At 65.7% G+C, this 14,211-nt stretch carries 15 protein-coding genes; 11 read left to right on the forward strand and 4 right to left on the reverse strand.

The genetic code is table 11. From position 1 onward, the window contains the following. Window positions 1-107: 107 nt before the first annotated feature. Window positions 108-1,322, reverse strand: a complete 1,215-nt coding sequence (locus tag ACWIEX_RS14580; RefSeq protein WP_454033745.1) for an NADP-dependent isocitrate dehydrogenase — start codon at window positions 1,320-1,322, stop codon at window positions 108-110. Between the two features lie 213 nt (window positions 1,323-1,535). On the opposite strand from ACWIEX_RS14580, the gene ACWIEX_RS14585 reads away from it, so the two are divergent. From ACWIEX_RS14585 to ACWIEX_RS14595, 3 genes are all read left to right on the forward strand, one after another. Continuing rightward, the gene (locus ACWIEX_RS14585; RefSeq protein ID WP_454033746.1) at window positions 1,536-2,357 is read left to right on the forward strand and encodes a hypothetical protein; all 822 of its coding nucleotides are present in this window, start codon (window positions 1,536-1,538) and stop codon (window positions 2,355-2,357) included. A 77-nt stretch (window positions 2,358-2,434) separates the two neighbouring features. Beyond that, a complete protein-coding gene (locus ACWIEX_RS14590; RefSeq protein WP_454033747.1) occupies window positions 2,435-3,172 on the forward strand; it encodes an SDR family NAD(P)-dependent oxidoreductase in 738 nt (245 codons plus the stop codon). An 89-nt stretch (window positions 3,173-3,261) separates the two neighbouring features. After that, window positions 3,262-3,807, forward strand: a complete 546-nt coding sequence (locus ACWIEX_RS14595; protein ID WP_454033748.1) for a 2,4'-dihydroxyacetophenone dioxygenase family protein — start codon at window positions 3,262-3,264, stop codon at window positions 3,805-3,807. 109 nt (window positions 3,808-3,916) lie between these two features. Here ACWIEX_RS14595 and ACWIEX_RS14600 read toward each other — a convergent pair whose 3' ends face one another. Then, on the reverse strand, window positions 3,917-4,324 hold the full coding sequence (locus ACWIEX_RS14600) for a flagellar assembly protein FliX (RefSeq protein ID WP_454033749.1): 408 nt from the start codon (window positions 4,322-4,324) through the stop codon (window positions 3,917-3,919). A gap of 225 nt (window positions 4,325-4,549) precedes the next feature. On the opposite strand from ACWIEX_RS14600, the gene ACWIEX_RS14605 reads away from it, so the two are divergent. The 8 genes from ACWIEX_RS14605 to flaF all read left to right on the forward strand — a co-directional run bounded on the left by ACWIEX_RS14605 (window position 4,550) and on the right by flaF (window position 10,745). Further along, window positions 4,550-5,683, forward strand: a complete 1,134-nt coding sequence (locus ACWIEX_RS14605) for a flagellar basal body P-ring protein FlgI (RefSeq protein WP_454033750.1) — start codon at window positions 4,550-4,552, stop codon at window positions 5,681-5,683. Then, a complete protein-coding gene (locus ACWIEX_RS14610) occupies window positions 5,683-6,039 on the forward strand; it encodes a rod-binding protein (protein ID WP_454033751.1) in 357 nt (118 codons plus the stop codon). Before ACWIEX_RS14605 ends, ACWIEX_RS14610 begins: the two co-directional genes overlap by 1 nt. Beyond that, the gene (locus ACWIEX_RS14615) at window positions 6,026-6,514 is read left to right on the forward strand and encodes a hypothetical protein (protein WP_454033752.1); all 489 of its coding nucleotides are present in this window, start codon (window positions 6,026-6,028) and stop codon (window positions 6,512-6,514) included. Before ACWIEX_RS14610 ends, ACWIEX_RS14615 begins: the two co-directional genes overlap by 14 nt. 233 nt (window positions 6,515-6,747) lie before the next feature. Next, window positions 6,748-7,197, forward strand: coding sequence for a hypothetical protein (locus ACWIEX_RS14620; protein ID WP_454033753.1), 450 nt, complete (start codon window positions 6,748-6,750; stop codon window positions 7,195-7,197). A gap of 243 nt (window positions 7,198-7,440) precedes the next feature. Continuing rightward, window positions 7,441-8,592 carry a flagellin N-terminal helical domain-containing protein gene (locus ACWIEX_RS14625; protein WP_454033754.1) on the forward strand — a complete coding sequence of 384 codons (1,152 nt, stop codon included), beginning with the start codon at window positions 7,441-7,443 and terminating at the stop codon, window positions 8,590-8,592. A gap of 198 nt (window positions 8,593-8,790) precedes the next feature. Then, complete coding sequence (locus tag ACWIEX_RS14630) at window positions 8,791-9,948, forward strand: flagellin N-terminal helical domain-containing protein (protein WP_454033755.1); 1,158 nt, start codon at window positions 8,791-8,793, stop codon at window positions 9,946-9,948. Window positions 9,949-9,997: 49 nt separating this feature from the next. Then, window positions 9,998-10,390, forward strand: a complete 393-nt coding sequence (gene flbT, locus ACWIEX_RS14635) for a flagellar biosynthesis repressor FlbT (protein WP_454033756.1) — start codon at window positions 9,998-10,000, stop codon at window positions 10,388-10,390. Then, a complete protein-coding gene (gene flaF / locus ACWIEX_RS14640) occupies window positions 10,374-10,745 on the forward strand; it encodes a flagellar biosynthesis regulator FlaF (RefSeq protein ID WP_454033757.1) in 372 nt (123 codons plus the stop codon). Before flbT ends, flaF begins: the two co-directional genes overlap by 17 nt. 76 nt (window positions 10,746-10,821) lie before the next feature. Here the strand turns inward: flaF and ACWIEX_RS14645 are convergent, their stop codons facing one another. Beyond that, on the reverse strand, window positions 10,822-12,336 hold the full coding sequence (locus ACWIEX_RS14645; RefSeq protein ID WP_454033758.1) for a flagellin: 1,515 nt from the start codon (window positions 12,334-12,336) through the stop codon (window positions 10,822-10,824). A 7-nt stretch (window positions 12,337-12,343) separates the two neighbouring features. Next, window positions 12,344-14,203 carry a flagellar hook-associated protein FlgK gene (gene flgK, locus ACWIEX_RS14650; RefSeq protein WP_454033759.1) on the reverse strand — a complete coding sequence of 620 codons (1,860 nt, stop codon included), beginning with the start codon at window positions 14,201-14,203 and terminating at the stop codon, window positions 12,344-12,346. Window positions 14,204-14,211: the final 8 nt, after the last annotated feature.

The following is a 14,211-nucleotide window of genomic DNA, read 5'->3' on the forward strand; positions in this document are numbered from 1 at the left end:
GCGCAGCGACGGGCAGGTTCAAGTCATGACGTCCTGCCGTCACCGCTGATGAAAAAAGCCCGGCCTTTCGGCCGGGCTTCTCATTCCACGCAATGATGCGCCCCAAATCAGGCGGCCATCGCCTTGCGCATGTTGTCGCTGACCTTCTCGAGGAAGCCGGTGGTCGAGAGCCACTTCTGCTCGGCGCCGACCAGCAGGGCGAGGTCCTTGGTCATGTCGCCGGCCTCGACCGTGTCGACCGTGACCTTCTCCAGCAGCGCCGCGAACTTGGCGAGCTCGGCATTGTTGTCGAGCTTGGCGCGATGGCTGAGGCCACGGGTCCAGGCGAAGATCGAGGCGATCGAGTTCGTCGAGGTCTCCTTGCCCTTCTGGTGCTCGCGATAGTGGCGCGTCACCGTGCCGTGGGCGGCCTCGGCTTCGACGGTTTTGCCGTCCGGCGTCATCAGCACCGAGGTCATCAGGCCGAGCGAGCCGAAGCCCTGCGCCACGGTGTCGGACTGCACGTCGCCATCATAGTTCTTGCAGGCCCAGACATAGCCGCCAGACCACTTCATCGCCGAGGCCACCATGTCGTCGATCAGGCGGTGCTCATAGGTGATGCCGAGCTCGTCGAACTTGGCCTTGAACTCGGTCTGGTAGATCTCCTCGAAGATATCCTTGAAGCGCCCGTCATAGGTCTTGAGGATGGTGTTCTTGGTCGAGAGATAGACCGGGTACTTGCGGATCAGGCCGTAGTTCAGCGAGGCGCGGGCGAAATCGCGGATCGAGTCGTCGAGATTGTACATCGCCATGGCGACGCCGGCGTCCGGAGCCTTGAAGACCTCCTTCTCGATGACGTTGCCGTCCTCGCCGACGAACTTGATCGAGAGCGTGCCCTTGCCCGGGAACTTGAAATCGGTGGCGCGGTACTGGTCGCCATAGGCATGGCGGCCGATGACGATCGGCTGGGTCCAGCCCGGCACAAGGCGCGGCACGTTCTTGCAGATGATCGGCTCGCGGAAGATCACGCCGCCGAGGATGTTGCGGATCGTGCCGTTCGGCGACTTCCACATCGACTTCAGGTTGAACTCCTTCACGCGGCCCTCGTCCGGCGTGATGGTGGCGCATTTCACGGCGACGCCATGCTTCTTGGTGGCGTTGGCGGCATCGATCGTGACCTGGTCGTCGGTCGCGTCGCGGTTCTCGACCGAGAGGTCGTAATAGTCGAGCTCGAGATCCAGATACGGGAAGATCAGGGTGTCCTTGATCTTCTGCCAGATGATCCGGGTCATCTCGTCGCCGTCCATGTCGACGACCGGGTTGGCGACCTTGATCTTGCTCATGCGATGACCCCTGTTCTCTCCAGATAGAACGATCCGGGGCCGGCTTCTGGCCGCGGCCCGCGGCTGGGTCGCTTCCTAGCTCGTTAGAGCCGGCGGGGGAAGCGCGGCTTTCGGGCAATCTTATGCAACAATGATTATGCTGCATTGCCGCAAAATCGGCACCTTCCCGGCCTAGCCTGTCCTGCCGCTCGTCATAGCGACAGGACGAACGACGTGTTCCGCTTCATTCACGACCTCCGCGCCGGTCTTCAGCCGGCCGCAATCCTTCTCGCGGCGACGCTCAGTCCCGCCTTGGCCTCGACGCCGCTCACGGCCGAGGAAACACCCACCGCCCCGCTGCCGGTCCCGCGCGGTGCGCTGATCGACCCCGATGCCGACGCGATGGCGGCCCCGGCGCTTGCCGCCGATGACCCCGATGCCCTCGTCTTCGATCCGGGACTGGCCGCACTCGGCCGGGCGGCAGCTGCTTCCGGCGCCCATCTGCGGGCGCGGGCACCGATCCCCGTCGACATCATCCGCAAGGGCTTCGCCGCGCGCCAAACCATGACCAGCGCGGCGCAGGACCGCTCCGTCGGCTTCAAGCTCGGACGGGACATCTTCTCGCTTTCGACCACGCTCTCCGATCCGGCGAGCGTCGGAGCGACGCGCGACGCGGAACTGCGCTGGCGGCTGGGCAAGCCGGCCGTTGCCGGGAAGGGCTTCATCTGGAGTCTCGCGACCGGCGGCGGCGGCTCGCTCTACGGCAATCCCGAACAGACCGGCGAGGCCGTGATCGGCTACCGGCAGGAATTGTTCCCGCATCTCACCCTGACCTCCCGGCTCGCCATGGCTGGCAATTATGTTTTCGCGCCGGGCGACGGCTTCCACACGGCATTCACGCCGGAGATGAAGCTCTCGGTCGATCTCGCCAAACTCGCCGACCTGCCCTGGCAGACCTCCTTCGACCTGACGCTGGCGCGCAAGGTGCCGCTCGTCGCCAGCGATTTCGAGACGCAGGGCCGGGCCTTGCTCTCCTTCAAATACAAATGGGACTGACCGGCGCGGCCGCCATCGCATGGCGGCCTGCATCATGCTGCCTTCCCCGGGGGCCCGGAGCGCTCTAGCTTCGCTCCATGACAAATCCGACTTCGACCAAATTCGCTCTCGTCACCGGCGGCACCCGCGGCATCGGCGCCGGCGCCGCGCTTGCCCTGGCACAAGCCGGCTACGAGGTCCTTGCCACCGGCCTGACCGCGGAGGAGGTGGCGGTGGCCCCCGCCCATCCCGCCATCCGCCATGCCCGGCTCGACGTGACCCGCGACGCGGAGGTCGCGGCCATCGTTGCGACCTGCCCGCGCCTCGACGCGCTGGTGAACTGCGCCGGCATGATCCAGCGCGGCGGCAAGGAGTTCGAGATCGACGCCTTCCGCCTGACCATCGAGGTCAATCTCAACGGCACGATGCGGATGTGCCTCGCCGCCAGGGACAAGCTCGCAGCCAAGGGCGCGGACAAGACCGGCGGCGCCATCGTCAACATCGCCTCAATGCTGACTTTCCACGGCTCGCCCTTCGCGCCGGGCTATGCCGCCTCGAAGGGCGGCATCGGCCAGCTCACCAAGTCGCTCGCCGCCGCCTGGGCGCCGGACGGCATCCGCGTCAACGCCGTGGCGCCGGGCTGGATCGAGACCGAGCTGACCCGGCCATTGGTGGAGGATGCCGAACGCTCGGCGCCGATCCTCGCCCGCACGCCGATGGGCCGCTGGGGCAAGCCCGGCGATGTCGGCGGCGCCATCGCCTTCCTGCTCTCGGACGCGGCCCAGTTCGTCACCGGCGCGATCCTGCCGGTCGATGGCGGCTATCTTGCGGTCTAGGAAAGCGATTCCGGGCCAACGACTTGAGCCGGAAACCTGAATCGAATTGCAAGCGCATTGAATCAGAACATCAGCCCGGGAGAGACGCCATGAACAAGACGAGCCCGATGCCCGTCGCGGCCACGCAGGAGGAGCGCTGGACGCCCTATCGCCATCCCCAGCCGAAGGAATCGCCGCCGGAGCTGATCGTCCCGAACGTGATCCCGACCGACGAGCGCGTCTGGGTTCCGGTCGACGACAATGTCTGGTTCCGCCCCCTGCTCTTCTGCGTCTCGCGCGGCTACTGGATGAACCTGCTCAAGGTCCGCCGCGCCGGCGTGCTCTCGCGCCATCGCCACCCGCTGCCGGTCCACGGCTATGTGCTCAAGGGGCAATGGCGCTATCTGGAGCATGACTGGGTCGCGACCGAAGGCTCTTATGTCTATGAGGCGCCCGGCGAGACCCACACGCTGGTGGTCGATCCCGAGACGGAAGAGATGATCACCATGTTCCAGGTCAACGGCGCGATGATCTATGTCGACCCGGACGGCAAATGCCTCGGCTATGACGACACCTTCACCCGCATCGACAAATGCCGCGCGCATTACGCCCAGAACGGGTTGGGCGCGGACTATGTCGATCAGTTCATTCGGTAGTGCTTCGTCATGGTCGGGCTTGTCCCGACCATCCACGTCTTCAGCGATACCGTACGGTGTTCAAGCCGTGGATGCTCGCCACGAGGGCGAGCATGACGGTTCCAACGCCTCAGCGCTTCAACTTCGCCAGCTCCACCGCGGCGCGCAGTTCGATATGCGCCAGCACCTCATCGAGCCGCGGGTCGTCGGTGGTCTCGCGCCTGAGCGCCAGCGTCGTGCGCAGCCGCTCCAGTTCCGACGGCAGCACCCGGCCAGAGAGCAGCGCCGCCTTCAGCCGGTCGAGCCCGTCGAGCAGGTCATGTCCGCGCCTGGCCTGCCGGCGCTTGCGCTCCTGCGAATCCTCCTGCGCCTGGACGGCGAGCAGCATATCGAGCGGCCCGGACGCGCTGACGCCGCTGCTGCGGGTCGCGGTGACGGAATCCTGCGTCGGAAGCGTGAAGGCGGCGCCGCTCGAGCGCCTCGCGGAACTGGCCGGGCCGGCATTCGAAACGGGCGCGCGCTGGTCGATCCTGATCATCGGCGGCCTCGTGAAGGGTTAATGAAACCTTGTCGGAAGACGGTTAACAGCCGGTAAATGACCCGGCAAAAACTGCCGCCCCGGCAGGAAGCGCAGGCTCCAGGAGCCTCCGCAAACATGCAGACGAACTGCAAAGGACTGACAAACAAGGCTTTTCAAATTCGAGCGATTTGGCATGGCCCTCGCAAGGGTCGGTTGAGTTCAACCACCTCCGGTGCCAGACGCATGTTCCGCAACCCCGCCCTGAAGACGCTGCTGAAGCCGCTGGCCGCTCTGCTGGCCGTGGTCGTCGGCCTGTCGTCGCAGCCGGTATTTGCGCTCTCGCGCATCAAGGATCTCGCCTCCGTCGAGGGCGTGCGCACCAACCAGTTGCTCGGCTACGGCATCGTCGTCGGCCTGAACGGCACCGGCGACACCCTCAACAACACGCCCTTCACCAAGCAGTCGCTGCAGGCGATGCTGGAGCGTCTCGGCGTCAACACCCGCGGCGCCAACATGCGCACCGCCAACGTCGCCGCCGTGATGGTGACCGCCAACCTGCCGCCCTTCGCCACCCAGGGCACCCGCGTCGACGTCACCGTCTCCGCCATGGGCGATTCCAAGTCGCTGCAGGGCGGCACCCTCCTGGTCACGCCGCTGCTCGGCGCCGATGGCGAGGTCTATGCGGTGTCGCAGGGTCCGGTCGCGATTTCCGGCTTCTCGGCCGAGGGCGAGGCCAGCAAGATCACCCGCGGCGTGCCGACCGTCGGCCGCATCGCCAATGGCGGCGTCGTCGAGCGCGAGATCGACTTCGCGCTGAACAAGCTCCAGACGCTGCGCCTGTCGCTGCGCAATCCCGACCTGACCACCGCTCGCCGCATGGCGGCCGCGATCAACGAATTCGTCGGCGGCGACTCGGCCGAGCCGACCGATCCTTCGACCGTGGCTTTGCAGATTCCGGCCCGCTTCAAGGGCAACATGATCAAGCTGCTCACCGATATCGAGCAGTTGCGGGTCGAACCCGACCAGCTCGCCCGCATCGTCATCGACGAGCGCTCCGGCATCATCGTGATGGGCAAGGACGTCCGCGTCTCGACCGTAGCCGTGGCGCAGGGCAACCTCACCGTCACGATCAGCGAGACGCCCCAGGTCTCCCAGCCCGAGCCCTTCGCCCGCGGCCGCACCGTCGTGACGCCGCAGACCAGCGTCAAGGTCGATACCGGCGGCGGCAACAAGCTCGCCCTGGTCAAGGAAAGCGTGACGCTGGCCGAGCTGGTCGACGGGCTCAATGCGCTGGGCATCGGCCCGCGCGACCTGATCTCCATTCTCCAGGCCATCAAGTCGGCAGGCGCGCTGCAGGCCGAAATCGAGGTGATGTGATGACTGCTGCCCTCGCGCTTCCCGTCGCGAATCTCGCCCTCGGCGTTGCCGGCAAGGTCGCCAGCGGCATCGCCGATGCGCTCGACCCGGCCAAGGCCAAGGCGAAGAAGCAGGCCGACGATTTCGAGACCATGTTCCTCGAGCAGATGACGGAGAAGCTCTTCGCCAGCGAAGGCACCGAAGGCCCGCTCGGCGAGAACGGCACCGGCGGCGGCATCTGGCGCTCGCAGCTCACGCAAGCATACGCCAAGCAGATCCAGCAGGCCGGCGGCATCGGCCTCTCCAACCAGATCATGCGCGACCTGATCAATCTCCAGGAACAGGCCGCGGGCGGAGTCCAGAATGCCGGTCGCTAAGCCTGTCCTCGACGAACGCCCGCGCATCGCCGACGCGCTTGGTGCCCGCGCCCTGATCGAAGCGGTCCTGGAGGCGCTCGGTGCCCTCTCGCATCTCGTCGGCGAGGAGACCGAGCTGGTCCGTGCCGGCCGCCTGCCGGAAGCGATGACCCGCGAGCCGCGCAAGACCGAGCTCGCCGGCATCTACATGCGCGGCGTCGAGCAGGTGAAGCTGAACGCCGTGGCGCTGGCCCGCTTCGTGCCGGGAGAGGTCAAGCGGCTGAAGGAGGCGCACAACGCCTTCCAGGGCCTGATCGAGACCAACCAGATCGTGCTCGCCACGGCGCGAGCCGTCTCGGAATCGGTCGTGCGCGATCTCGCCGCCGATGCCAACAGGCCGATGCGGGCCAATGGCTACGGTCCAGCCGCGACCGTCGGCGCCGGTGTCTTCGCCCGTCCCAATTCCGGGCCGCTGGTCGTCTCGCGCCGGCTTTGAGCAGCTTCCGCTGGGAGAGGTCGGCTCCAGCTGAATGGCAGCAACGGCCAGCCCCTTGGTATATAAAGGGTTTAAGCGCCGGCTGCGCCGGAAACCCTAAAGATTTACCTAATTTCTTGACGCCGGATTCAATCTTTTCTGCCAATCCTCGCAGCGTCGGGTGGCTCGTCCTGCTCCCGGCACCGGACGAGAGCGGCGCAACGGCGCCGTGAACGACTCCAGAAGGAGTGGTCATGGATTTTGGCAACGCCCCCAGGCTCGCAGCCGCAACTGCCGCGCCGCCCGTCACCCGCTCGGACGTCACGGCGCAGGCCGGCAGCGTCGCCGTGGACCTTCCCCCCGAAAAGACCGTGCAATCCGCCTCTGCCGGCGCAGCCGTCAATGTCGAGGTCCGCGCCGAGGCACGCGACGCCCAGAGCCGCGCCGATGGCGAGCGCCGGGCATTTGCCAACGACCGGAACAACCGCGCCGCCACACGCACCGCCGACGAGACGGTCGAGCGCAAGCTGATCATCGACCCGAAGACGCGCGCGATCGTGCTGCAGAAGAAGGACCCGCACACCGGCGAGACGATCTCGCAACTGCCGGACGAAGTCCTCCTGAAACTCCGCGCCTATTCGCGCGAGCTCAGCGAACAGGCGCGCGAGGCCAGCGAGGCCCACCAGATCGAGCGGACCGCCTGAAGCCGGCCTGCTCCACGACGTCCCGGTTGCCCCCCGCAAGGCCCGCGCAAGCGGGCCTTCGTCGTTTCCAGGCTCCCTCGCCGCCTTTAATCCGCCGTTCACCATACCGGCAGGCTGCCCCGTCAGCGGCGCATTCTAACGTCGAAATTTACGTCTCGTTACGAAGCGCCGCGGCAGGGTCCTTTCGTCGCGGCCAGAACGGCCACGGCGCCAGAAGGCATCATCCCAGAAGGGTTTCTCATTATGGCCTCGACGATCTCTCTCTCCGCTGGCGTGCGCAACGCGCTCTCCTCGCTCTCCTCGACCACCGCCGCCTCGCAGCAGGGTCAGTTCCGTCTCGCCACCGGCAAGAAGGTCAACTCCGCCGTCGACAACGCGGTCAACTTCTTCACCGCCGCCGGCCTGAACGATCGCGCCGGCCAGTTCACCAACCTGCTCGACGGCATCTCGAACGGCGTCCAGACCATCACGGCCGCCTCGAAGGGTATCGACGCGATCACCAAGCTGGTCCAGTCGGCCCAGTCGACGATCAAGCAGGCCCAGGCCGACGCCGCCCAGAACCGTCCGGCCTTTACCGCGGCCACAGGTTCGACCGAGACGACGAGGTCGGGCGTCCTTGCCGATACCGTCGCCGCCGCCGGCACGATCACGCTGACACCGACCGGAGGCACCGCCGCCACCGTCACGATCACCGCGACCGATACGTTCCGTGACCTCGTCAACAAGGTCAACGACTCGGGCGTTGCCACGGCTTCGATCAACAATGCCGGCGAACTGACCATCAAGGGCGTCGGCTCCGCCGAACTCACCATCGCGGGCGCTGACACGATCACGGGCGGAACTGGCTTCGACGCCGCCCATACGGGTGACGCCATCGACTCCGACGTCCGCTCCAATCTCGTCGATCAGTTCAATGACCTGCGCGACCAGATCGACGAGCTCGCCAAGGACGCCGGCTTCAACGGCATCAACCTGCTCGCCGGCGACTCGCTCTCGGTCGTCTTCAACGAGAAGACCGGCACCGACCAGAACAAGCTTGACGTCCGCGGCGAGGAGATCACGGCGGCCAACCTCGGAATCGACGAGGCCGGCACGGCGATCGACTTCCAGGACGATGCCGCTCTCTCTGGGGCTGCGGACGCCCTGACCAACGCCCTCACCTCGCTGCGCTCGACGGCTTCGTCGCTGGGCTCCAGCCTGGGCGTTGTCCAGACCCGCCAGGACTTCACCAAGGACATGATCAACACCCTGACCCAGGGTGCGGACAACCTGGTGCTGGCCGACACCAACGAGGAAGGCGCCAAGCTGCTCGCTCTGCAGACCCGCCAGCAGCTCTCCCAGACCGCCCTGTCGCTTTCGAGCCAGGCCGATCAGGCCGTGCTGCGCCTGTTCTGATCCTTCGTCCGCAGAAGCGGGCTTGCCCACAGAATGTGGGCCGAAGACAAAAGAAGGCGGCGGAGCGCAAGCTCCGCCGCCTTCTCGTTGCAAGCAGGGAATCTCCGCTGCGATTAACCGTTTGTTAGCCTTAACAAATGATGATCGGTCCAAAGTAATCCGGGCAGGCGTAGCGCCGCGCTTTCAGGGGACCGAGAGATGGCCAACACGATTCTTTCCAGTGGCGTGCGCAACAACCTGCTCACATTGCAGCAGACCACATCGGAGCAGGGTGCGATCCAGAATCGCCTGGCGACCGGTCGACGCGTCAATTCGGCGATCGACAACCCGATCAACTTCTTCACCGCGGCGGGCCTCAACGACCGTTCCAACCAGTTGGGCGGACTGCTCGACGGCATCTCCAATGGGATCCAGACCATCCAGGCCGCCTCGAAGGGCATCGACGCGATCGTGAAGCTGGTCCAGTCGGCCCAGTCGACGATCAAGCAGGCCCAGGCCGACGCCGCCCAGAACCGTCCGACCTTCACCGCAGCCACAGGTTCGACCGAGACCACAAAGTCGGGCGTCCTCGCCGATACGGTCGCCGCCGCCGGCACGATCACGCTGACACCGACCGGAGGCACTGCCGCCACCGTCACGATCACCGCGACCGATACGTTCCGTGACCTCGTCAACAAGGTCAACGACTCGGGCGTTGCCACGGCTTCGATCAACAATGCCGGCGAACTGATCATCAAAGGCGTCGGCTCCGCCGAACTCACCATCGCCGGCGCTGACACGATCACCGGCGGAACTGGCTTCGATGCCGCCCATACGGGTGCCGACATCGACTCCGACGTCCGCTCCAATCTCATTGATCAGTTCAACGAGATCCGGACGCAGATCGACGAACTCGCCAAGGACTCCGGCTTCAACGGCATCAACCTGCTCGCCGGCGATGCGCTCTCGGTCGTCTTCAACGAGAAGACCGGGACGTCACAGAACAAGCTCGACATCCAGGGCGAGGAGATCACGGCGACCAATCTCGGCATCGGTCTCGCGGGCGGCACAGGCGGCATCGATTTCCAGGACGACGCAGCTCTTATCGCAACGGCCGACGCACTGACCAGTGCCCTGACCTCGCTGCGCTCCACCGCGTCGAGCATGGGCTCGCAGCTCTCGGTCGTCCAGACCCGTCAGGACTTCACCAAGAACATGATCAACACCTTGACCATCGGCGCCGACAACCTCGTTCTCGCCGATTCCAACGAGGAAGGCGCCAAGCTGCTCGCGCTCAACACCCGCCAGCAGCTCTCGCAGACGGCGCTGTCGCTGGCCTCGCAGGCCGACCAGGGCGTGCTCCGCCTCTTCGGCTGACGCCGAAGACGGCACAGCCCTCCCCTCCGCCAGAAGGCAAGGACAAGACATGGCCCTCAAGGTCGAGCTCAAGCCCAAGGAGCGCATCATCATCGGCCAGGTGGTGATCCGCAACGACGAGCAGCGCACGCGCTTCTTCATCGAGGGCGATGCGCCCATCCTGCGCGAGAAGGACATTCTCACCGCAGCCAGCGCCGACACCCCGGCCAAGAAGATCTACCTCGCCATCCAGCTGATGTACCTGGCGCAGGACCCGACGCATGAGCATGAGACCTATTTCCAGCTCGTGCGCGATTTCATCAATGCAGCGCCCAGCGCTCTGCCGCATGTTCATGAGATCAATAACCGCATCTTAAGCGACGACCTGTACAAGGCTCTGAAGGCGGCCAGAAAGCTGATCGCCTATGAAGCGGAATTGATCGAGAATGCAAAACGGGTTTAACGCCTACGCCGCTGCGGCCAAGACTGCCCAATCCGTCGTTTCGCCCCGCGAACTGGAAGCCTCCCTGCTGATCAAGGCCGCGACCCGGCTTCAGGCCGTCGCCGATGACTGGGAGACGCGCGGGCGGGATATCGACGAAGCCCTCACGTACAACCGGCGCCTCTGGACCCTGCTGGTCTCCGCCATGATCGCCGAGGACAACCCTCTGCCGGTCGGCATCAAGACCAACATCCTCGGCCTGGCCAATTTCATCTTCAATCAGACGTTCAAGATCTCGGCCGATCCGCAGCCGCAGGGCCTTGGCGCGCTGATCAGCATCAACCGGGAGATCGCGGCAGGCTTACGCGGCCGCTGATACCTTTCCGTGAAAGACCCGAGAAACAGAAACGCCGCCCGATGGGCGGCGTTTCTGTTTCCATATCTCCCTGTCCTCAGAGGTAGTTGGTCAGGGACAGCTTCGACAGCATCGAGGTGACCTGATAGCTCGCCTGCAACTGCGTCTGCAGCGACAGGATCTGAGTCGCGACCTCCTCCGTCGTCACGTTCTCGACGCCGGAGAGTGTCGAGATCAGGTAGTTCTTGGTGCTCTGGTGGCGCTCCTTGGCGCTGGCGAGCGCGGTCTGGGCCGAGCCGAGCTCGGTGATGATCTCAGCCGGCTTCTGGACGGAGTCGCCGAAACCGAGCTTGTCGCCGACCCGCGACGCCATCGCTTCGTAACCTGCCTGCGCATTCGTGTCGCTGGCCGGGAAGGTCTCGGTCGCCATGATCGCGAACTGGGCGAGGCCGACGCGGAAGGCCTGCTCGTTGGCCCGCGCGCCTGTTCCCACGACCTGGCCCTGGTCGATCTGGACCGTCGCCGTATTGCGGGCAGGGTCGCTGCCGTCATCACCGCGATACCAGGTCACCGTCGTCGCAGCCGTGCCGGCATTGCTCGGCGGGGCGGTCGCCGTCGCGAAGTTCGGGCCCGGCACCCGCTTCGGCGGATTGCTTGGGCTGCCGGCGAAGAAATCTTCGGCCGCCACCTGCGCGGAGGCGGCAGGGAGCGTCGTCTTCGCTTCCCTGCCAAGGGCGGCGTCGATCGAGGCCTTCAGCGCCGCTGCGGTATCGGCCGGCGTCGCGCCGATCTGGAAGCTGTCGGCGGCCGAGCCATCGGTTCCGGCGGCCCGGGCGGTCAGGGTCACCTCTTCTTGCGTTCCATCGGGCAAGGTCAGCTTGAGGGTCACCTTGTCGCCCGGCTGGGGCTGAGCCGTCACGTCGACGGCCAGGTTCGCCGGCGTACCCGCATTATAAGTCACGGCAAGGGCCGAGGAGCTCGACGTGGCTCCGGCCAGCTTGAAGCCGTAAACATGGTTCTCGTCGGCGACCGTGACGCTCGTCGTGCCGGAGATGCCGGTCGTCAGCCGTCCGAGACCGGAGCCGAGATCGGCCTGCTTGCGCTCGTCGATCAATTGCTTGAGCCCGGCCTTGCCGGCCCCGTCTCCGTTCATGATCTCGTCGAAGCCCACAGTCGGCTCGGTATCGGAGGTCTTGCCCGAGAAGAGATAGCGCCCGTTGACCGCGGTATTCAGCAGGTCGAGGGCCTGCTTGAACTTCTCCTCGGCCAGAAGCTGCGGCGCAGAGCGGCCACTGGCGCTCGGCACATAGCTGTTGGAACGGGTATCGGTGCGTGTCTCGTTGGCGAGCTGGGCGAAGTTCTCGACGCTCTGCGACGACAGCTTGAGATTCACATTGGTCAGCTCGATGCCGCTGAGCCAGGAATCGAGCTGCGAAACCTTGCCGTTGAGATCGAGGCTGACGCGCCGGTCGATGCCGAGGTCGCCATAGCTCGTGCTGCGCTGCTTGGTGTCGAGCTGGCGCTGGAGATCGTCGAACTGGGCCCGGGTCGAAACGAATTCGTTGGGCTTCGCCGCGCGATAGGCGCCGGTTCCGTAAGCGGTGATGGTCATCGCGGCCTCACACTCTCATCAGCACGTCCATCATCTCCTTCATCGTGGAGATGATGCGGGCATTCGCGGCATAGGCGGTCTGGAGTTCGATCAGCATCGACATCTCCTGGTCGACATTGACCTGGGATGTCGTCTGGAAGCGGCTCTGGATCGAGGCGAGCGCGACCTGCTGGCCCTCGTCGAGGCGCTTGGCAGCCTCGACCGCCTGCCCCTGCGAGGAGACCACGCGCTGAACGAAATTGGTGATCGTGCCGGAAAAGGATGCCGTCGCCCCGTCTGGTGAGGACGAATTGTCGAAGCTGCGGACGCTGCTCGTCAGGCTCTCGAGCAGCGCCTTGGGCCGCGTCGCATCGCCAGCCGCCGTACCGGCCGGACCAACCAGCAGCGCGCTGTTCCGGATGACATCGGCATTGACCGCGATGCGGCCCGCCAGGCCGACCTTGCGCGTGGCCTCGTCATAGGAGCCGACAAAGGGCTTGTTGTCCGCGTCGACGAAGAGGGGCATCCCGGAGGTCGCGGAATCGGCGGCGAGCACACCGGTCTTGGCGCCGAGCCCGGAGACCCGGCCGCCCGGCTCGGTGATCCGCAGCAGCGAGCCGCTGGGATTGCCCACCGTGAAACCCGTCGCACCGTTCGTGTCGAGCGCATTCTGGATCTGCGCGGCGACCGAAGCGGGGCCGGCCGAGAAATCGATCGCGATCGTCTTGTTGGACGGGTCGCTGCCGATCGGCAGGACCGTTCCCGCAGGCGCATTGACGAAGGTGAAGCGCTGCGTCGGACCGGGAGGTGTCGGCGTGTAGTCGAAGGTCAGCGTGTTGAGGCGCTGTTTGGCGGGATCGAAGCCGAGATCGAGATCGAGGCCGGTCTGCGCCGCCGGTGACGGCGGGTAGGCCACGCTCTGGAGGGAATTCTCCGAAAGCGCCTTCGACATCTGCGCGGCGATCTCGTCGAGCTGCGCCTGGGCCTGGACCAGCGTCTTGTCGCGCAATTCGATATTGGCCGCGATCTCGCCGGAGCGGAAGATCCGGTTGGCGATGGCGTCCGAAGCGTTGCCGGAGGCATCGATGATCTTGATCGTGCCGACGCTGCGCTTGGCCGGGTCGATATCCCACTGGTCGTCCGGCCCCAGCCCGGCATGCTCGTCGAACTTGAAGGTGACGGCAGCCGTACCGTCGAAGAGCTGCGTGCCCGAGCCGGTCACGACGCTGACCGAGCCGCGCGCGTCTTCCGTCGTCTTGATGTCGACATATTGCGACAGCTCGGACAGGATCAGGTCGCGCTGGTCCTTCAGGCCGGCCGTCGCGCTGTCGTTCGGGCTGCCGACGATGCGGGTATTGACCTTGGACAGCGCGCCCAGCAGGTCGTTGACCTTGGTGACCGCGGTGGCGATGCCGCTTTCGGCCTGGCTGCGCAGGGACTGCACGCCGTTGGAGAGCGTGTTGAGCTGGCGCGCCAGCTGCGTCGCATTGTCGAGCACCTGCGCGCGCAGGCTGTAGGACGACGGATCGTTCTGGAGCGATTGCAGCGCGCCGGTGAACTTGTTGAAGATCGTATCCAGCGCCGTGGCGCTGCCCGGCGCGCCATAGAGCTTGTCGAGATTGGACAGCGAGCTCGCGCGGGTCGACGTATAGGCCGCCCCCGAAGCCTCCTGCCAGAGCTGATGCTGGACGATCTTGTCGAGGAGACGCTGGACCTGCGTGCTCTGCACGCCGACCGTCAGCCCGCTCAGGCTGTCGGCGGTCGAGACGGTCCGGCGGACATAGCCCGTCGTTCCCGCATTGGCGACGTTCTGCGAAACGATGCCAATGCCGGCCTGCGCAGCGTTGAGGCCGCCGATCGCGGTGTTCAGGGAAGTGCTCAGGCCCATCGTCAACT

The sequence above is a fragment of the Allobosea sp. NPDC055353 genome, assembly GCF_053644975.1.